The 18,483-nt window shown below is 67.4% G+C and carries 19 protein-coding genes and 1 tRNA gene; 11 read left to right on the forward strand and 9 right to left on the reverse strand.

Going from position 1 to position 18,483, the window contains the following annotated elements:
* Positions 1 to 60 precede the first annotated feature (60 nt).
* Both HNR24_RS03730 and HNR24_RS03735 read left to right on the forward strand, forming a co-directional pair.
* Complete coding sequence (locus HNR24_RS03730; RefSeq protein ID WP_182495046.1) at positions 61 to 1,092, forward strand: LLM class flavin-dependent oxidoreductase; 1,032 nt, start codon at positions 61 to 63, stop codon at positions 1,090 to 1,092.
* A 98-nt stretch (positions 1,093 to 1,190) separates the two neighbouring features.
* A complete protein-coding gene (locus tag HNR24_RS03735) occupies positions 1,191 to 1,871 on the forward strand; it encodes a type 1 glutamine amidotransferase domain-containing protein (protein ID WP_058889269.1) in 681 nt (226 codons plus the stop codon).
* 394 nt (positions 1,872 to 2,265) lie between these two features.
* Here HNR24_RS03735 and HNR24_RS03740 read toward each other — a convergent pair whose 3' ends face one another.
* The 3 genes from HNR24_RS03740 to HNR24_RS03750 all read right to left on the reverse strand — a co-directional run bounded on the left by HNR24_RS03740 (position 2,266) and on the right by HNR24_RS03750 (position 5,097).
* Entirely contained in the window at positions 2,266 to 2,607 is a 342-nt protein-coding gene (locus HNR24_RS03740) for a carboxymuconolactone decarboxylase family protein (RefSeq protein WP_198144740.1), read from the reverse strand.
* A 78-nt stretch (positions 2,608 to 2,685) separates the two neighbouring features.
* Positions 2,686 to 3,714 carry an alcohol dehydrogenase AdhP gene (gene adhP, locus HNR24_RS03745; RefSeq protein ID WP_058889490.1) on the reverse strand — a complete coding sequence of 343 codons (1,029 nt, stop codon included), beginning with the start codon at positions 3,712 to 3,714 and terminating at the stop codon, positions 2,686 to 2,688.
* A gap of 426 nt (positions 3,715 to 4,140) precedes the next feature.
* On the reverse strand, positions 4,141 to 5,097 hold the full coding sequence (locus HNR24_RS03750; RefSeq protein WP_058889270.1) for an SDR family oxidoreductase: 957 nt from the start codon (positions 5,095 to 5,097) through the stop codon (positions 4,141 to 4,143).
* 185 nt (positions 5,098 to 5,282) lie between these two features.
* On the opposite strand from HNR24_RS03750, the gene HNR24_RS03755 reads away from it, so the two are divergent.
* Positions 5,283 to 6,119 (forward strand): helix-turn-helix transcriptional regulator, encoded by an 837-nt coding sequence (locus HNR24_RS03755; RefSeq protein WP_182495047.1) that lies wholly within the window; start codon positions 5,283 to 5,285, stop codon positions 6,117 to 6,119.
* Between the two features lie 16 nt (positions 6,120 to 6,135).
* Here HNR24_RS03755 and HNR24_RS03760 read toward each other — a convergent pair whose 3' ends face one another.
* The 3 genes from HNR24_RS03760 to HNR24_RS03770 form a co-directional block, all read right to left on the reverse strand.
* Entirely contained in the window at positions 6,136 to 9,252 is a 3,117-nt protein-coding gene (locus HNR24_RS03760) for a bifunctional [glutamine synthetase] adenylyltransferase/[glutamine synthetase]-adenylyl-L-tyrosine phosphorylase (protein WP_310735382.1), read from the reverse strand.
* Between the two features lie 2 nt (positions 9,253 to 9,254).
* A complete protein-coding gene (glnA, locus tag HNR24_RS03765) occupies positions 9,255 to 10,595 on the reverse strand; it encodes a type I glutamate--ammonia ligase (RefSeq protein WP_058889273.1) in 1,341 nt (446 codons plus the stop codon).
* Positions 10,596 to 10,744: 149 nt separating this feature from the next.
* The gene (locus tag HNR24_RS03770) at positions 10,745 to 11,062 is read right to left on the reverse strand and encodes a hypothetical protein (protein WP_182495049.1); all 318 of its coding nucleotides are present in this window, start codon (positions 11,060 to 11,062) and stop codon (positions 10,745 to 10,747) included.
* A gap of 108 nt (positions 11,063 to 11,170) precedes the next feature.
* Between HNR24_RS03770 and panB the strand changes: the two genes are divergently transcribed.
* Positions 11,171 to 11,989 carry a 3-methyl-2-oxobutanoate hydroxymethyltransferase gene (panB, locus tag HNR24_RS03775; protein ID WP_182495050.1) on the forward strand — a complete coding sequence of 273 codons (819 nt, stop codon included), beginning with the start codon at positions 11,171 to 11,173 and terminating at the stop codon, positions 11,987 to 11,989.
* 18 nt (positions 11,990 to 12,007) lie between these two features.
* Here panB and HNR24_RS03780 read toward each other — a convergent pair whose 3' ends face one another.
* Positions 12,008 to 12,220 carry a hypothetical protein gene (locus HNR24_RS03780; protein ID WP_058889276.1) on the reverse strand — a complete coding sequence of 71 codons (213 nt, stop codon included), beginning with the start codon at positions 12,218 to 12,220 and terminating at the stop codon, positions 12,008 to 12,010.
* A gap of 60 nt (positions 12,221 to 12,280) precedes the next feature.
* Between HNR24_RS03780 and HNR24_RS03785 the strand changes: the two genes are divergently transcribed.
* From HNR24_RS03785 to HNR24_RS03815, 7 genes are all read left to right on the forward strand, one after another.
* Positions 12,281 to 13,516, forward strand: coding sequence for an MFS transporter (locus tag HNR24_RS03785; RefSeq protein WP_182495051.1), 1,236 nt, complete (start codon positions 12,281 to 12,283; stop codon positions 13,514 to 13,516).
* A gap of 35 nt (positions 13,517 to 13,551) precedes the next feature.
* Positions 13,552 to 14,454, forward strand: coding sequence for a type I methionyl aminopeptidase (gene map / locus HNR24_RS03790; protein WP_058889278.1), 903 nt, complete (start codon positions 13,552 to 13,554; stop codon positions 14,452 to 14,454).
* A 41-nt stretch (positions 14,455 to 14,495) separates the two neighbouring features.
* The gene (gene ppgK / locus HNR24_RS03795) at positions 14,496 to 15,359 is read left to right on the forward strand and encodes a polyphosphate--glucose phosphotransferase (protein WP_182495052.1); all 864 of its coding nucleotides are present in this window, start codon (positions 14,496 to 14,498) and stop codon (positions 15,357 to 15,359) included.
* Between the two features lie 67 nt (positions 15,360 to 15,426).
* A tRNA-Val gene (locus tag HNR24_RS03800) sits at positions 15,427 to 15,502 on the forward strand.
* 498 nt (positions 15,503 to 16,000) lie between these two features.
* A complete protein-coding gene (locus HNR24_RS13780; protein ID WP_220477153.1) occupies positions 16,001 to 16,273 on the forward strand; it encodes a hypothetical protein in 273 nt (90 codons plus the stop codon).
* A gap of 35 nt (positions 16,274 to 16,308) precedes the next feature.
* Positions 16,309 to 16,698, forward strand: coding sequence for a DoxX family protein (locus HNR24_RS03810; RefSeq protein ID WP_182495054.1), 390 nt, complete (start codon positions 16,309 to 16,311; stop codon positions 16,696 to 16,698).
* A 163-nt stretch (positions 16,699 to 16,861) separates the two neighbouring features.
* Entirely contained in the window at positions 16,862 to 17,320 is a 459-nt protein-coding gene (locus tag HNR24_RS03815; RefSeq protein WP_220477154.1) for a pyridoxamine 5'-phosphate oxidase family protein, read from the forward strand.
* Positions 17,321 to 17,370: 50 nt separating this feature from the next.
* On the opposite strand, the gene HNR24_RS03820 is transcribed toward HNR24_RS03815, so the two are convergent.
* Together HNR24_RS03820 and HNR24_RS03825 are read right to left on the reverse strand one after the other, a co-directional pair.
* Positions 17,371 to 17,940, reverse strand: a complete 570-nt coding sequence (locus HNR24_RS03820; protein ID WP_182495055.1) for a cysteine hydrolase family protein — start codon at positions 17,938 to 17,940, stop codon at positions 17,371 to 17,373.
* Positions 17,901 to 18,455, reverse strand: a complete 555-nt coding sequence (locus HNR24_RS03825) for an RES family NAD+ phosphorylase (protein ID WP_259392396.1) — start codon at positions 18,453 to 18,455, stop codon at positions 17,901 to 17,903. Before HNR24_RS03825 ends, HNR24_RS03820 begins: the two co-directional genes overlap by 40 nt.
* Positions 18,456 to 18,483: the final 28 nt, after the last annotated feature.

Here is an 18,483-nt window from a genome sequence, read left to right on the forward strand (position 1 = left end):
CGCGGCACCAGCGAGCCGCTCTGCGGAATGAGAATGGCCGCCGGAGCTGTTGCACTGGGTATGCCCAACACCGCTTCGCGCCCCCTCTCCCTGCTTGACCTGGCTTTCGTGCGCCCGCCGGAGACCGTCGCCGATGGCATCGCACGCAGCGTCCGGCTCGCCAAGACCGCTGACGCCCTGGGATACACCCGCATCTGGTTCGCCGAGCACCACAACATGCCCAACATCGCCTCCAGCGCCACCGCCCTGCTGATCCAGCACGTCGCCGCGGCCACCGAGAATGTGCGGGTGGGCTCCGGGGGCATCATGCTCCCCAACCATGCCCCGCTGATGATCGCCGAACAGTTCGGCACCCTGGAGACGCTCTACCCGGGCCGGATCGACCTGGGTCTCGGCCGCGCCCCGGGCACCGACGGCGCCACCATGCGCGCCCTGCGCCGGGACGGCACCGAGGCCGATCGCTTCCAGTCCGACGTGATGGAGCTCAGCGGCTACCTCACCGGATACAGCCGGATCCCCGGGGTCAACGCCTACCCCGGTCGGGGCACCGAGGTGCCGCTCTACATCCTGGGCTCATCGCTGTTCGGAGCTCAGCTCGCCGCGCAGCTGGGTCTGCCCTACGCCTTCGCCTCACACTTCGCCCCGCAGATGCTCAACCAGGCCGCCCACGTCTACCGCGAGCACTTCGACGCGAGGAACTCACTGCAGGGCCCGGACGCGCAGCCGCACTTCATCGCGGCGGCCAATGTCATCGCCCATGACGACGCTGAGACCGCGCAGGCCCAGAAGACCCTGGCGGAGAACGCCTGGATCAAGAACCACCTGGGCCGGAATCGCCAGATCACCGACGAGGATGTGGTGATGCTGCGCGATCACCCGGCGGGCCAGCGGGTGCTGAGCATGCTCTCCCGCGCCGCCGTGGGCACCCAGGAGGAGGTGGTCTCCTGGCTGGACGACTTCGCCGAGGAGGTCCAGGCCGATGAGCTGATGCTGGTCAACCTGGCGCCCGAGGAGGCCGTGCAGCACCGCACCTTGGAGCTGCTCGCGCCGAGCATCGCCGCGTCAGAGAGATCCCCCTCGCAGGTCGCCTGAACCGTCCCCCAGAGCACCGCCCAGCGAGCACCTCCCACAGTGCGCGGCGCGACCGAGCACCGCTCATACGAGACCCGTCCTACAACAAGGAGACACCCATGAAGGTCCTGATCGTTCTCACCTCGCACGACGAGCTCGGCGACACCGGCAAGAAGACCGGCTTCTGGCTCGAAGAGCTCGCCGCCCCCTACTATCGCTTCCAGGAGGCCGGCTACGAGATCACCCTGGCCTCCCCCAAGGGGGGCCAGCCGCCGCTGGATCCTGCGAGCAATGTGCCTGACTTCCAGACCGATGACACCCGCAGGTTTGAGGACGACGCCGAGGCCATGGCTGCGCTGGCAGAGACTCGCCGCCTGGACACCGTCCATGAGGCGGACTACGACACCGTGTTCTACCCCGGTGGCCATGGCCCGCTGTGGGACCTCGCCGAAGACCCCGCATCGATCCGCCTGATCGAGACCACGATTCGCGCCGGCAAGCCCGTGGGTCTGGTCTGTCACGCCCCAGGTGTGCTGCGCCATGCCACCAACGAAGATGGCACTCCCCTGGTGCAGGCGAAGCTGGTCACCGGCTTCACCAACACCGAGGAGGCCGGGGTCGACCTGGTCGACGTCGTGCCCTTCCTCGTGCAGGACGAGCTCACCAGGCTCGGTGGCAGGTACTCCAAGGGCGAAGACTGGAGCTCCTACGTGGTTGAGGACGGCCTGCTGATCACCGGTCAGAACCCCCAGTCCTCCGCAGAGACCGCCCAGGCGCTGATCGCCAAGCTCGCGGCCTGAGTCGCAGAGAAGCCCGGCCGGCTGGGGACTCCGAGGCTTCCCCCGCCGGGCCGGGCAGAGCGATCTCCCGTTGAACTGAGCCACGTCCGCCGAATGGACCCGCACCGCGAATGCCCGCCGTGCCCGGCGGCACGGGCTGTGCCGTTCTCGCGCGCTGCCGCCGAGATGGTGGTCCACGTCTGTACGAGCTCCGGTCACTCATCGGATATGCGCCAGACTGCCGAACCTCGAACAGCGGACAGCCCGAAGGGCGCTCAGCCCCCGGAGATCAGCCGAGGCAGGACTCCGGGGGCTCTCCCCAGGCGAAACTTCATGCCTCGGTGACATTCGGTCCGCCCACTAGCCTCATCGGGGGGCGGGCCCTGGAGCCGCGAGAGCGGACCAGGAAGGCGCCTCACCCACTGTTCGCCTCATCCTGGAAGAACTTCATCGCCATCCAACCGTGCGTCACCGCGCCACCCGCACGCAGTGCGGCGGAGACCATGACCGCTTCGGAGATCTCCTGCTCGGACGCCCCCGCCTTCTGCGCGCCCCTGGAGTGGATCTCCACGCAATGGGGGCACTGGGTGGTCGTCGCTATTGCGATCGCAATGAGTTCGCGGGTCTTTTTGGACAGCACATGGTCGTTCTCGGAGAACACGGCGCCGTCGAACGCCGCGAAAGCCTCAAATCCTTGTGGATATCCATCCTTGATGTTCTGCATGTATTTTGCATCGGACGACTCATAATGCATCATATTTGTTCTCCCAAGATCGTATCTGCTTCCGCATCATTCACGGACGGCACGTTCGACCGTCCACGGGTGTGGCTCAGGTCAGCGCTCCGGGGTGGCGGTGTAGTCCACCACCACACGCCCCTCGATCTTGGCGTGCTGCATCTCGTCGAGGACCGCGTTGATGTCCTCGAGCGGACGGCGGCTGTACGTGGGATGGATCTTTCCCTGGGCGTAGAACTCCAAGGCTTCCACCATGTCCTGGCGGGTACCCACGATCGATCCTCGGATGGTGAGCCCCTTCAGCACGATGTCGAAGATCGGAGCGGGAAAGTCCCCCGGAGGCAGACCGTTGAACACGATGGTTCCGCCGCGTCGAGTCATGGCGATGGCCTGGCCGAATGCCTTGGGGTGCACAGCGGTGACCAGGACACCGTGGGTCCCGCCGGTCTTCTCCTGTATCTCGATGGCCGGATCCGCGACCATGGCGTTGACCACGATCTCGGCACCGTGCTGCTTGGCCAGCGCCAGCTTGTCGTCAGCGACGTCGACCGCAACGACTCGCATTCCCATGGCCACCGCATATTGCACAGCGATGTGGCCCAGACCGCCGATGCCCGAGATCACCACCCACTGGCCAGGTCGGACCTCTGTCTGCTTCAACCCCTTGTATACGGTCACGCCCGCGCAGAGCACAGGTCCGACCTCGTAAGGGTCGGAACCCTCGGGGATGAGGGGGGCGTATTTGGCGTCGACGATCATGTACTCGCCGAACGATCCGTTGACGCTGTATCCTCCGTTGCTCTGAGACTCGCACAGCGTTTCCCACCCGGTGCGGCAGTATTCGCAGGTTCCGCAGGCGCTCCACAGCCAGGCGTTGCCCACCAGCTGCCCCACCGAGAGCTCGGTGACTCCCTCCCCCAGCTTCTCCACGGTGCCCACACCTTCGTGGCCAGGGATGAACGGCGGACTGGGCTTGACCGGCCAGTCACCTTCAGCGGCATGCAGATCGGTGTGACAGACACCGGAGGAGATGAGCTTGACCAGGGCCTGTCCCGGTCCCGGTTCAGGAATGGCCACGTCTTTGACGACGAGGTCCTGGCCGAAGGCCTCGACGACTGCGGCCCGCATCGTGCGTTCGGTGGCGGCTTGGGTGTCCGAGTGCGTGTGTCCGGGGGAAACAGTGACATTGCTCATGATGGCTCCTAGATAGTGGCGGGACTTCTCACGGGGTCCGGGTCCAGATGGAGGCCGCTTCTGCCGCCTGCCCGTGGCCGAAGCTTCGGTACCAGACGGGTCTGCGGTTGGACCACGCCGACTCCGCAGAGCGGGCTGTTGTTCGCGCGGCCTCTGGGGTGACTCTAGTCACATTCGAGTTGCACCTACGTTGCATCCCGCTGGGTGCGTGGTCTGCCTGCTGCTCTGGTTCTCGGGCGCGGGCCCCGCCGCGGTGGCAGCTGCGTCCGTGCGAACCGGGTCAGCGGGTGATTGAGCTGGACTGGAAGCCGTCGCCGGACGCCGATGTGCGCTCTGCGTGGCCCCATCAGCCGCAGGGGATCAACCGACGCGACTCTGCGACTCAGAAGGGAACGACGCGCCGACCAGCTCCTCGGACTCCACCCAGATGCGCCTGGCCTCTTCCAGGTCCTCCAATGGCGTGTAGAGGCGTTGCAGGGCTGGGGCACCCCCCAGGTGCTGGAATCCTGAAGGTCCCCAGAACTGTGCACCGCGAGCTTCCGCAGACGCGGCAGCGGACAGGGCCGACAGTCCGGCGGTCTCGACGGTGCCGGTCAGCCCCAGCCGAGAGAGTGCGCGAATGATTCGACGACCGGAAGTCGGCTGGGATCGGCCAAGCTCGGGTCTCGCCGCGAGCAACGACGTCGGGGCAATCCCCGGGTGGGCGATGTTGCTGCTGAGACCCCACCCCTGTGCCCTGCTGCGCCGATCCAGTTCCAGACCGAACAGTCCGAAGGCGATCTTGGACTGCTGGTATGCGTCCATTCCGCGATACGAACGCTCCCAATTGAGATCATCCCAGTTGATGGATCCGCGGGAGGCGGCCAGGCTCAGCTGGGAGGTCACGCGGGCACTCCCGGCCCGCAGCAAAGGGAAGAGATGAGCTGTGAGTGCGAAATGCCCGAGGTGATTGGTGCCGAACTGAAGCTCGAACCCGTCCGACGTCGTCTTGCGCTCAGGCGGAGTCATGACGCCGGCGTTGTTGATCAGGATATGGATCGGCTTTCCAGCCTCCTGCATGGAACGGCCAAACATCGCGACCGAATCCAGAGACGACAGATCCATCTCTCCGAGCTGCACCCGGGCACCTGGGCTGCGCCGAAGGATCGACGAAACGGCGGCCTCTCCTTTTCTACGATTGCGCACCGGCAGGATGAGGTCTGCACCGGCGTCGGCGAGACGCGCTGCCATCTCGAGACCCATTCCATCGCTGCCTCCGGTGAGGACTGCTCGCCTGCCAGAGAGATCCGGCAATGAGATGTTGAACTTCTGATTCATGATCTGCTCCTCGTGAGGTGTGGGGGTGACACTCACTGTGCCAAGAGTTCATCAGACGAGGCAGTGTCGGCTCATCCTGGGACTCGCGCTCCCTGGCTCGCGCTGGCGAGGGGGATCACCAGTCCCTGGTGCAGAGGTCCCGCGGGCCGATAGAACTTGAGGAACACCAGCCGAAGGAGGCACCAATGAGCATGGATCGCACCGGCCTGGCGCAGTTTCTCCGCCGACGCCGCGAGCTCCTGCAGCCTGAGGACGTCGGCCTCCCCCGCGGCGAGCGACGACGCACCGGCGGTCTGCGCCGAGAAGAGGTGGCAGTCCTGTGTCACATGTCCACCGACTACTACACCCGTTTGGAACAGCAGCGCGGCACGCAGCCCTCCGAACAGATGTTGGCCTCCATCGCTCAGGGACTGCACCTGTCCCTCGATGAACGGGATCACCTCTTCCGGCTCAACGGGCGCAATGCGCCGAGCCGGGGTCCAGGAAGCGCACACATCAGTCCCGGTCTGCTGCGCATCCTCGACCGGCTCCACGACACTCCAGCCGAGATCATCACCGAGCTCGGCCAGACTCTGAAGCAGACGCCCCTCGGCGTCGCCCTGAGCGGTGACCTGACCTCGTTCACGGGTCCAGCACGCAGCATCGGCTACCGCTGGTTCACCCAGCCGGGCGCGCGCGACTTCTACCGCCGCGAGGATCACCCGTTTCTCACCCGGATGTGGGTGTCCCACCTGCGCCAGGTCACGACCCTGCGCGGTCCCAGCTCGGAAGCGGCACATCTGGTGGATCTCTTGATGGACGATGCCGAGTTCAGAGAGACCTGGGACAACCACGAAGTCAGAATCCATCCCGCCGAGGTGAAACACTTCGTCCACCCGCAGGTGGGGGCACTGGAACTGAACTGTCAGACACTGCTGGATCGAAACCAGCTCCATCTGCTGCTGGTCTACACAGCATCCCCTGGCTCGGAGAGCTACGAGAAGCTTCAGCTGCTCTCAGTCATCGGTTCGGTGCATTCCTAGTGTGCGCGAGGGCCGCTCAGGCCTCGTCGTAGAACAGCCGCTCGTAGACCTGCCGGCAGCGCCGGGTGGTGCGCAGGTAGTGGTCCTCGAAGTCGGCGCTGCCCCCGGAGGGGAACCCGCACCAGCGGGCCACCGCGTCGAGGTCCCGGCGCGCCGAGGGCAGCACATCGGCGGTCTTCCCGCTCCACACCGTGGTGGCGGAACGGACCCGGGTGCAGAGCTTCCACGCCTCACTGAGCTGTTCCGCGTCGAGCGGGCTGATCAGCTCCTCATCGACCATCGCGTCCAGCGCCAGCAGCGTGGAGCTGGTGCGCAGCCGCGGCATCTGGTGGGCGTGCTGGAGCTGGTAGAGCTGCACCAGCCACTCCACGTCACTGAGCCCACCGCGGCCCAGCTTCACGTGCCGGGACGGGTCGGCCCCGCGGGGCAGCCGTTCGGATTCCACCCGGGCCTTGATCCGGCGGATCTCACGGATCTGCGAGGAGCTCGGCGGGGCGCCGTAGCGCACCGTGTCGGCGAGTTCCATGAACCCGGCCAGCAGGTCGTCGTCTCCGCCGATCGGGCGAGCGCGCAGCAGAGCCTGCCGCTCCCAGACGTCCATCCATCGCCGGTAGTACTCGGTGTAGGACTCCAGGGACCGGGAGAGCGGACCCTGTTTGCCCTCAGGGCGCAGATCGGCGTCGAGCTTGAGCGGGAACTCACCGCGGATCGCGGGTTTCAGCGGCTTGGAGAGCTGCGCGCTGATCCGCATGGCCAGCTTCTGTGCCTGGGCGTCGGTGCGGGTCGGGTCTCCGCCCTCGGCGACGTCGTGGACGAACATCGCGTCCATATCAGAGCCGTAGCCGATCTCCCGGCCCCCTTGGCGGCCCATCGCGATCACCGCGAGGTCGGCGTGCCGACCCTCGGCCGTCCAGACCTCGGATTCGGCCACGCGCATCGCGCCCAGGGTGGCGGCGCGGTCCACATCGGAGAGAGCGGTGCCCACCTCGGAGATCTCCAGCAGGCCCACGGCGTCGCCGATCGCCACCCGCAGGGTCTCACGCTGGCGCACCAGTCGGGTCAGCCGCATCGCGGCTTCGAGATCAGTCCGGTGCCGGGCGATCTTGTTCCCGATCTCCTTCCACAGTGCGTCAAAGCTGCGCGGCACCAGCGCAGCGTTGTCCCCGAGCCATCGGGTGGACTCCGGGGAGTGCTCGAGCATGTCCGCGATGAACCGGGAGCCGGAGAGCACCAGGCAGAGCCGCTCCGCCGCCACCGAGGAATCGCGCAGCATGGTCAGATACCAGGGGCTCTGCCCCAGCGACTCGCTGAGCCGCCGGAAGGCCAGCAGCCCGCCGTCGGGGTCCACGCCTTCGCCGAACCAGCCGAGCATCACCGGCAGGATGTGCCGCTGCAGCTTCGCCCGGCGGGACACGCCCCCGGTCAGCGCGGAGATGTGGCGCATGGCGCCGGCCGGGTCGTGGTAGCCCAGCGCGGCCAGACGATCCTGCGCCGCCTTGGCGGTGAGCCGGACCTCGTCGTCGGAGAGCACCGCGGTGGTGGAGAGCAGCGGGCGGTAGAAGATCCGTTCGTGGAAGCTCGCGACCTCCCGGGCGACCTCTCGCCAATGGCTGAGCACCTCGTCCCCCGCCGGACGACGACGCCGGTTCGGTGGCTTCACGGCGTGGGCCAGCGCGCGGATCTCATCGGTCTTCACCGGCATCAGGTGGGTCCGGCGCATGCTGCTCATCTGGATCCGGTGCTCGTAGAGGCGCAGCAGCCGGTAGCACCGGGACATCGCGTCGCGGTCCGCGCGGGCCACGTACTCCCCGGCTTCGAGCATCTCGATGGCCGAGAGTGAGTCGCGCACCCGGAGCGACTCGTCGACCCGTCCGTGGACCAGCTGCAGCAGCTGCACGGTGAACTCGATGTCTCGCAGCCCCCCGCGCCCGAGCTTGATCTCTCGGTCCACCTCGTCGGCGGGAATGTTCTCGAAGACCCGCCGGCGCATCCGCTGCACGTTCTCAACGAAGTTCTCCTGCGCCGAGGAGGTCCAGACCTGCGGCCAGATCGCCTCGATGTAGTCCGCACCCAGGCTGCGGCTGCCCGCGATGGGGCGGGCCTTGAGCAGGGCCTGGAACTCCCAGCCGTGGGCCCAGCGCTTGTAGTACTCCAGGTGGGATTCCAGGGTGCGGGAGAGGTCGCCGTCGCGGCCCTCGGGGCGCAGGTTCGCGTCCACCTCCCAGAGTCCGGGCTCCGGACCTGCACCGTTGATGACCTTGGAGATCCCGGAGGCCATCGCCACCGCGGTGTTCCGCGCGGCGGCGGAGTCCACCTCTGCGGCGGCGCGGTGCACGAAGATCACGTCCACGTCGGAGATGTAGTTCAGCTCGCGGGCTCCGCATTTGCCCATCCCGATCACGGCGAGCTCCACGGTCTCTGCGGTGCGCCCGTTGCGTTCGGTGAGCTCGGCGCGGCTGACCGCCAGCGCGGCATCGATGGCCGCGGCGGCGAGGTCCGAGAGCTGCCGGGAGACCAGCGGCTGGTAGCTCGCGGGGTCTGCCGCGCTGAGGTCGCGCAGGGCGAGAGCGGTCAGTTCGCGCCGGTAGACCCGGCGCAGCGCGACGCCGGCGTCCTTGGCCGTGAACTCCGGGCCCAGTCCCGCAGTGGGCGGCTCCGCCGCGGCGTCGGCGTGCACCGCCTGCATCAGTCGGGATCGCAGCACCTCGGGTTCGGTGACCTCCGGGGCGTCGAGGGCTGCGGCGTCGTCGGGGGCGTGGTTGTGCTGGTGCTGATCCCGTTCGGACTCCAGGGCGTCGGCCACGGAGAACACCAGATCGCAGTTCTCCGGACGCCGGACCAGGAATTCGCCCAGCGCCTGGGATGCCCCGAGCAGCCTCAGCAGCGGGACCGCGCGCAGATAGACCCCGTCGGTGACCACCTCGAAGAGGTCACGGACCTCCCCGGCACGTTCCACCAGCCGGATCAGCAGCAGCAGCGCCTGATCCGGGTTCGGCGCGTAGTGCAGGGTCCGCAGCAGGACCGCCGGGTCCAGGCCGGCGAGCTGCTCGTCGGCGAGGAAACTCGATGCCCGCTCCAGCTCCTGGAAGCCAGCGGAGATCAGTTCTCGGCGGGTCGGTGCGACGGCGTCCACGATCAGATCAGGCCGAGGTACCGTTTGATCTCGAAGGGCGAGACGTTGACCCGGTACTCGTCCCATTCCTGCTGCTTATTGCGCAGGAAGTTCTCCAGGACCTGCTCGCCGAGGATCTCGGCCATCAGCTCAGAGTCCTCCATCTGGCGCAGCGCCTCGTGCAGGGTCCCCGGCAACGGCTTGATGCCCAGGGCCTTGCGCTCGGAGGTGGTCAGTGACCAGACGTCCTCGCCGACCGGCTCCATCAGCTCGTAGCCCTCACGGATGCCCTTCAGGCCAGCCCCGAGCACCGCGGCGTAGGCCAGGTAGGGGTTCGCCCCGGAGTCGATGCCGCGGAACTCCACCCGTGCAGAGCCGCCCTTGGTCGGCTTGTACAGCGGCACCCGGACCAGCGCGGAGCGGTTGTTGTGGCCCCAGGAGACATGCGAGGGGGCCTCTCCCCCGCCCCAGAGCCGCTTATAGGAGTTCACGAACTGGTTGGTGACCGCGGTGAACTCCGGGGCGTGGCGCAGCACCCCGGCGATGAACTGCCGGGCGGTGGTGGAGAGGTTGTATTCGGTGTTCGGTGCGAAGAAGGCGTTGGTGTCCCCTTCGAAGAGCCCGAAGTGGGTGTGCATGCCCGAGCCTGGGTGCTCGGAGAACGGTTTGGGCATGAAGCTGGCGTACTTGCCCTGCATGATCGCGACCTCTTTGATCACGGTGCGGAAGGTCATGATGTTATCCGCTGTGGTCAGCGCGTCGGCATAGCGCAGGTCGATCTCGTTCTGGCCCGGCCCGGCTTCATGGTGGCTGAACTCCACGGAGATCCCCACGGCCTCGAGCATGTTCACCGTGTGGCGGCGGAAATCCTGGCTGACGCTTCCGGTGACGTGGTCGAAGTATCCGGCCCGGTCCACCGGGATCGGGGCGCCGTCGGCGTCGAGGTCCTGAGATTCGAGCACATAGAACTCGATCTCCGGGTGGGTGTAGCAGGTGAAGCCCATCTCCCCGGCCACATCGAGCTGCCGGCGCAGCACATTGCGCGGGTCCCCGGCGGCCGGTTCCTGGTCTGGGGTCAGGATGTCGCAGAACATCCGGGAGGTGGGCTCCTCCTCCCCGCGCCAGGGCAGGATCTGGAAGGAGGACGGGTCCGGCTTCAGAAGCATGTCGGATTCGAAGACCCGGGAGAGTCCTTCGATCGAGGAACCGTCGAAGCCCAGGCCTTCGTTGAAGACTCCCTCGACCTCAGCCGGGGCCAGGGCGACAGACTTCAGTGAGCCCACCACATCGGTGAACCACAGGCGCACGAAGCGGACGTCACGCTCCTCGATGGTGCGCAGTACAAATTCCTGCTGTCGATCCATGCGTTGAAGCCTCCTGAAATGCAGTGGGTGTCGCCGGGACCACTCTACCCAACTCGCTTCGGGCAGGCGGTGTGTGGTGCATTCCTGAGCGGACGTCGGCTCGCCCGCGCGTCACCTCTTCCGAGTGCCCTGCGCAAGGCAGGGTCGACTCAGGGTGTCGGACCAGCGTGACGCGACGTCCGGTCGACCTCTCGATTGTGCGCCGCCGCGGCGACCATCCAGGCGGTGGCGGTGAGAGCTGGGGCCAGTGCCGCGAAGGCACCCAGCGCATCCAGCAGCAGAAAGGCACTCAGCAGGCTCAACGCGATGCCCACCCCTTGGAGCAAGGTCGCCGACGTCGGTCGGCGCAGCGTGGGACGGACCTGCGGGATCCGACGGTCTGGCTCAGCGGTTCGCGTGACCTGCACCGACCACACCGTCATCGCGACGGCGGCAGGGAACAGCACAGCTCCGAAGACAACATCCATGTGTTCACCCAACCGGAGAGCAACAACGTCGGTCAATGGCGATCACTCTGAACGATGCCGCCGGGGCCCGCTGACCGGGGGCCGCGCACGATTGGGTAGCCTGATCACATGTCAGAGCCGATCAGCCCGAAACGGGTCCGCACCGTGCACCTTCAGCAGTTCAAGGATGCCGGCCAGAAATTCTCCATGTTGACCGCCTACGACGCCCAGATCGCGTCCATCTTCGACGAAGCCGGGATCGAGCTGCTGCTGGTGGGCGACTCCGCCTCCAGCGTGATGATGGGCCACTCCTCCACGTTGCCGATCACCACCGAGGAGATGCTGGTCTTCACCAAGTCGGTGGTCAACGGTGCCAACCGTGCACTGGTGGTCGCGGATCTTCCCTTCGGAAGCTACGAGGGCTCCCCCGCCCAGGCCGTGGCCACCGGGGTGCGCTTCATGAAGGAGGCCGGCGCCCAGGCGGTGAAGATCGAAGGTGGCGCGGCGATGGCCGACCACGTCCACGCCCTGGTCTCCGCCGGCATTCCGGTGATCGCCCATATCGGCTTCACCCCGCAGGCCGAGCACGCCCTCGGCGGCTACCGGGTGCAGGGACGCGGTGAGAGCGCGCAGGCACTGATCGATGACGCACTGGCCCTGGAGGCGGCGGGGGCGTTCTGCGTGCTGATGGAGATGGTCCCCGAGGAGCTGGCCACCCAGGTGGACCGTGCGCTGCGCGTGCCGACCATCGGCATCGGCGCGGGCAACGGCACCACCGGTCAGGTGCTGGTCTGGCAGGACATGCTGGGCCTGGGCTCGGGGCGGGTGCCGCGCTTCGTGAAGCAGTACGCGAACCTGCGGGAGGTGGTCTCCCAGGCGGCTGCGCAGTACCGCAGCGATGTCAGCGCCGGGAGCTTCCCGGCACCGGAGCACACCTTCGAAGGCTAGCGCGCCGCTGCGGCAGCATCAGCGGGTGGGCTTGCGCGCGTGCCCGCCGTCGTCGTCCCAATGCTCGCTGGAGTCCTCATCCTCCCAGGCCTCGTTGTTCTCCTGGACCCGCTTGAGCGCCTCTGAGGCGGCTTCGCGGGTGGGGTACGGGCCCAGCAGCTGACTCCAGGAGGACTGGGCGCCCTCCTCGACCTGCCCGGTGCGAACGTTGAACCAATATTCGGTGCTCATGGCCTCAGAATACGCCCCGTGCCGTCCTCCGGTCAGTCTGGCCGTGCGAAACTGCTAGCCATGCACTCAAGCGCATCACCCTCGCCCTCACCTGGAGCTGCCCCGGGTCAGGGACGACGGCGCGGGGCTCCGTCGCTGCGGCGCAGCCGGCTGGCCACCATGGCCGCCTTCGCCACCAACGGCGCCCTTCCCGCTTCGCTGCTGGCCCGCTATGCGGAGGTCAAGGACGCGCTGGGCCTGAACCCAGCGGTCTTCGGCCTGGTGGTGGTGGGCTTCGGTCTGGGTGGGGCACTGGCGCTGCACATGCCCGGAGTCCTCAACCGGTGGCTGGGGGTGGCGCGCACCGCGAGCCTGGGCACGCTCTGGATGGGTGCCGCACTGATCCTGGCCGCGGCAGGCGTCGCCCTGGGCAGTCCGTGGCTGGTGGTCGCCGGTCTGCTGCTCACCGGCTTCGGCGATGCCGCGGTGGACGTGGCGCAGAATTCTCAGGGCCTGCGGGTCCAGGCGGCGTATCGACGTTCGCTGTTGAACTCGATGCATGCCGGTTGGAGCATCGGCGCGGCCCTGGGGGGCGCGGTCGGCACCCTCGCCGCGGTGCTCGGAGTGCCCCTGGTGACCCATATGGCGGTCTGGACGGCGCTCTGCGTGCTGGCGATGACCTGCTCAGCGCGGGCTTTCCTGCCCGAACCCGAGGCCGAGCCGGTGGATGCTGAGACCCCGGCGAGGCCCTCAGGGTGGTCCACGGCGAGGATCCTGCTCCCGCTGGCGCTGATCGCGCTGGCCGGAATATCGGTGGAGGATGTCGGCAACAACTGGTCCGCCGTGCTGCTCTCCACGGAGCGCGGAATGGACCCTGCCTCGGCCGGGGTCGGCCTGACCGTGCTGCTCACCGCACAGTTCATCGGGCGGATGCTCGGTGATCGGGTGATCGACCGACTCGGTGAGCGCACCGCGCTGATCCTGAGCCTGACTCTGGTGATCCTGGGCCTGCTCGGGGCTGCCTGGGCCCCCGGGGTCACGCTGACACTCATCGGCCTGGCGCTGGCCGGACTGGGCTGCGCAGTGACCGTCCCGCTGGCCTTCGCCCGGGCCGACCGGGTGCCCGGGCTGCCGGCGCACAGCGGGGTGACCTGGATCAGCTGGGCGATGCGCGCGGTGATGCTGAGCCTCTCCCCCGCCATCGGCGTGATGACCCAGGGCTCCTCGCTGCCGGTGGCGATCAGCGTGATCGTGGGCATCGCGGTGGTGGCGTTGGCGCTGCAGCTGCGGCCGCGCCCGGCGTCGAGACCGGGTTGAGACTGCCCCGGCGGCTGACCGATAGGATGACTGCCATGCCTACCCCGCAGTCCGCTCCCCTGTCCTCCCATGCCCCCGTGGGCACGCTCACCAAGGGCCGGGTCTCTCCGGAGCGTCCGGTCCCGGGCCACATCGAACGCCCCAACTATGTGGGTCTCGAAGCGCCCCCGGAGTACACCGGTGAGGACGTCTATGACGCGGCAACGGTGCAGAAGATCCGCCGGGCAGCCCAGCTCGCAGCAGACGCGATGGTCGCGACCGCTGAGCTGATTCGGCCCGGAGTCACCACCGAGGAGCTCGACGCCTACGCGCACCAGTACCTGACCGAGCGCGGCGCCTACCCGTCCTGCCTGTCCTACCGCGGGTTCCCCAAGGCCATCTGCACCTCGGTCAACGAGGTCATCTGCCACGGCATCCCGGATTCCACCGTGCTCGCCGAGGGTGACATCGTGAACCTCGACATCACCGCCTATATCGACGGGGTGCACGGGGACCACAACCGGACGTTCTTCGTCGGCGAGGTCGACGAGGAGTCGCGGCTGCTGGTGGAGCGCACCGAGGAAGCCATGATGCGCGGGATCCGGGCGGTGAAGCCGGGCCGTCCGATCAACGTGATCGGCCGCGCCATCGAGTCCTACGCGAAGCGCTTCGGCTATGGTGTGGTACGCGAGTTCATCGGCCACGGCGTGGGCAAGGCATTTCACACCGGCCTGGTGATCCCGCACTTCGACGCGGCACCGGACCATGCGCGCCTGCTGGAGCCGGGAATGGTGTTCACGATCGAACCGATGCTCACCCTGGGCACGCGCCACTGGGACATGTGGGAAGACGGCTGGACAGCCGTGACCCGCGACCGCAAGCGCACCGCGCAGTTCGAGCACACTCTGGTCGTCACCGATGACGGCGCCGAGATCCTCACGCTGCCCTCAGGCGCCTGAGTCCGGTCCCCTCCCCCACAGCACGGAGATACTGCACCACTATGAGCTCTTCCCACGAGCAGCCGCTGGCTGCCCAGGCCATCGGTTCCGCCAGCGAGACGATCGGCGACCTCCCCAAGCGGGCCATCGGCATCGACGTCGGCGGCACCGGAATCAAGGGCGGGATCGTCAACCTGCACAAGGGCAGCCTGAGCGGTGATCGCTTTCGGATCCCCACCCCGAAGCCGGCGACGCCGGAGGCGGTGGCCGACGTGATCGGGCAGATCCTCGACGAGCTGCTCAGCCGGGAGAAGGCCCCCGCGTTGGAGGAGCTCTCAGTGGGGGTGCTGTTCCCCGCGATCGTGGACAAGAACATCGTGCTCTCGGCGGCGAACATCGACGAGTCCTGGATCAACACCGACGCCACGAAGCTGCTGCGTCACCTGCCAGGTCAGATCCACACCCTCAACGACGCCGACGGCGCCGGCCTGGCCGAGGCGCGATACGGCGCGGGCAAGGGCCTGGAGGGCACAGTCATGACGATCACCTTGGGCACCGGGATCGGCTCCGCCTTGGTCCACGACGGCGTGCTGGTCCCCAACAGCGAGATGGGCCACCTGGAGTTCGAGGGCGAGGTGGCGGAGAAGAAGGCCTCTGCCGCCGCCCGGGAGCGCGCAGACATGCCATGGGATGAGTACGGTCAGCTGCTGAACCGATTCCTCAAGCACGTGGAGCGGCTGCAGTCCCCGGAGCTGTTCATCATCGGCGGAGGGATCTCCAAGCGCAGCGAGGACTTCCTCCCCGAGGTCAAGGACCTCCGGGCGAAGGTGGAGGTCGCGGCGCTGCAGAACAACGCCGGAATCGTCGGGGCGGCGCTGTACGCGGCCGAGCAGACCAGACTGAACCAGGCCCGCGGGCGGTCCTGAGCGCCCCCGCCGGGTTGCTACACTTCTTGCTGCACCAGATCGCGCCACTACGGCTGGGTCTGGGCACGGGCCTTTAGCTCAGCTGGTAGAGCACCGCGTTTACACCGCGGTTGTCGTCGGTTCGATCCCGGCAGGGCCCACCATTCTCAGGACACCTGACCAGAGTCTCGATCGGAGCCCTGAGCCGCTGGCGATCGGGCGGGCCGTCACCGAGTGATCGGATCCTGGAGCTCGCTCGGCAGCCGGTCTATCCTGCCATCATGGCGTCCTCGTCAGGGAGCCCGGACGACCCGTCCCCCACTGGCAGCAGCAGTCCCGCAGTGATCCTCTGGTGGATCCCTGTGGGAGCAGGCGGGCACGTCGTCGTGCATACCAGCCGGTGCTGGGAATGGCTGCGGGCGCTGCGAGCACACAGGCGCCCCCGGCCCCTGTTCCATGCCGCGCTGGAGGTCTCGGACGGCGACCTCCAGTATGTGCTGGAGATGACTCCCGTGTGGGGGCAGCCGCCCGGACCGCGCGGGGTGATCGTCCGTGGGCCTGTGGGGCTGAGGTGGCTCGGTGCTTCCCGGTTCTTCCAGTACGAGGTTCGCTGCTGGGCGGGTGGCAGCATCCCTGACCGAGACTGGGCGGTAGGCCCGCCCGTGAGATTCCCGCTCACCTCTTCCGAGGTCCACGCGCTGATCACGCGGGTCCCTTTGGTTCCGCGGCTCACCTGGGGCCGGGATGTCTTCGGAATCGCAGACATGTGGAACTCCAACTCGCTGATCGCCTGGGTCCTGCAATCGAGTGGAATCGAGGCCCGCCGGCTCCTGCCACCGAGAGGCGGGGACGCGCCGGGATCGCGCAGCGGCGTCGTCGCGGCGCTCTCCGACTCGCAGAGCCGACCTGGCGCTGGCGCCAGGTCCGAGCCGTGAACAGCGACTGCGCGTGCTGAGGCTAATCTGTTCCTATGTCATCGCCTGCACGCACCACCGGCCGGATCTTTCTCGGCTCCGCTCTGACCTTCGCCGGGGTCTCGCATCTGGCCTGGGCCCGCAAGGAGTTCCGCGCCCAGGTGCCCGAATTCGTCCCTCTGGATCCCGACACCACCGTGCTGGCCTCGGGAGTGGCCGAGATCGGGCTGGGCACCGCGCTGCTGTTCTCGCGGAGGCACCGGCCGCTGGTCGGCAACGCCACCGGGGTGTTCTTCGCCGCGGTGTTCCCAGGCAACATTGCGCAGTACGTGCACCAGCGAGACGGGTTCGGCCTCGACACTGATCGCAAGCGGCTGGTGCGGCTGTTCTTCCAGCCGGCACTGATCGGCCTGGCGGTATGGTCCACCCGCCGAGGAAACCCGTAGATCACCCTCTGACCTGCGGTTTCCCGGCAGATCTTCTAGTCTGGTGAGACGACTGGACGAGGACCCTCAGGAAACTGGGCGAGAGGCTTCACCACTCGCCAGCGTGGTGGGCAAGTCCGGTGACAGGGCTCTTGCCAGGGGCAGCTAGACGAGGAGATCGCCGGTGAATGCACTGCGTTGGGAAAACGAGGATCTGGGCTCAGCGGATCTGGCTCAGAAGGTTCTGCAGCGCCCATTATTTGCGCACCTTGCCACAGCCTCGGGAGACGGTCCGCGGGACTCACCGGTGTGGTTCCTGTGGGAAGACGAGGCGCTCTGGATTCTCAGCAATTACGAGGCGGACTCTTTCCCTCGACGGATCGAGGCCGATGATCGCTGCGCGGTCGGAGTCGTGGATTTCGACGTGGCCACGGGTCGTGTGCTCCATGTGGGATTCCGCGGGACGGCGTCGCTCACCGCACACGATGCGGCGCGGGCCCGGCGTCTGCTCCGTCGCTACCTGGGTCCAGAGGAATCAGCCTGGGATCCGCGCTTCTCGGCAGTCCCTGGTGACCCGATCTGGGTCCTGCTGCGGTTCCACCCTGAAACTGGGGTGGTCCGGGACCAGTCATATCAGCGCTAGGGCCACCCGTGGAGGCGGAGGCAACCGCTGGGACGCGATGTGTGCGTGGATCAGCGGCTCCGCAGGGAAGCAGTGTCTAGCACGGTCGCGAACTCACCGTGGAGGTTGGTCGCCGTGACCATCGACAGCGTTTCGGCGGGCACGGTGCTCCCGTCGGGAGCTGTGCGGTCGAAGGTATGCGTGGCGTCGATGACGAAGTAGGTGTCGTAGCCGAGGTTCCCCGCCATTCGCGCGGTGGTTTCACAGCAATGGTTGGTGGTGATGCCGCAGATCACCACCTGATCGATATCGTGCGCGCGCAGCCAGGAATCCAGATCCGGGGTGCCATAGAAGCTCGAGTTCACGCTCTTGCGCACCAGGAGGTCTGGGGCGCCGGAGAGGCAGTCTTTGAAGTCACCACCAGGGCTTGCTGAGGCGAGTGGAGACCCCGGGTTCTCGGACTCGTGCTGGACGAACACCAGAGGCCAGTGGTTGTTTCGCCAATGCTCCACAAGGGTGGAGATGTTGGCCTCGCAGGCGGGGTTATCCCGTGGGCCCCAGAACGTGGAGTCGTCGAAGCCTCGTTGGACGTCGATGACGATCAGGGCCGGTCGATCCAAGGGTGCAGGGAGGGGCGACATGGTCCCAGCGTATCGAGTCCTCGAACCGTGGGGGCGCCGTCGGTGTTCCAGGTGAAGAGCGCGAGGTGCCAGAGTCCGGGCTGTCTGCGCGATGGGTCGATCAGACCGTGGGCGCCCATGCGCTCGAGTGCTTCTCGGACTCGCCAGGAGGAGGGAGATCCGCCGGCGGCAGCCACATCCTGCCAGTCCGCCGCCGCGTCTGCGGGGTGGATGCCGCACGCCCGGAGGGCCTGGTGATCGCGCAGGTCAGCGATGTGTCTGGCTTCCACACGGAATCGCAGCACTTCGCGATCGGGATCGCCCGTGCGCGTATGGGAGATCATGGCCGCGGCAACACCGGCCGGGGACGAGCTGAGGTAGAGCGTGGGCACCCCGGGGCGTGAATACCGACCTGCAGCCCGAGAGCCCGCCAGCGCCGCCTCGCGGTGGACCGGGCGGACGGCTCGGAAGAAGGATCCCGCCACCGTGCGCATCGGCCCGCCCTCTGATCGGATCACCGGGTCCTCTTGGACCATCGCCCCTCCCGCACGTCTGGTCGGCACA

Origin of the sequence: Nesterenkonia sandarakina (genome assembly GCF_014138825.1) — a bacterium.
In the GTDB taxonomy this organism is placed as follows: Bacteria; Actinomycetota; Actinomycetes; order Actinomycetales; family Micrococcaceae; genus Nesterenkonia; species Nesterenkonia sandarakina.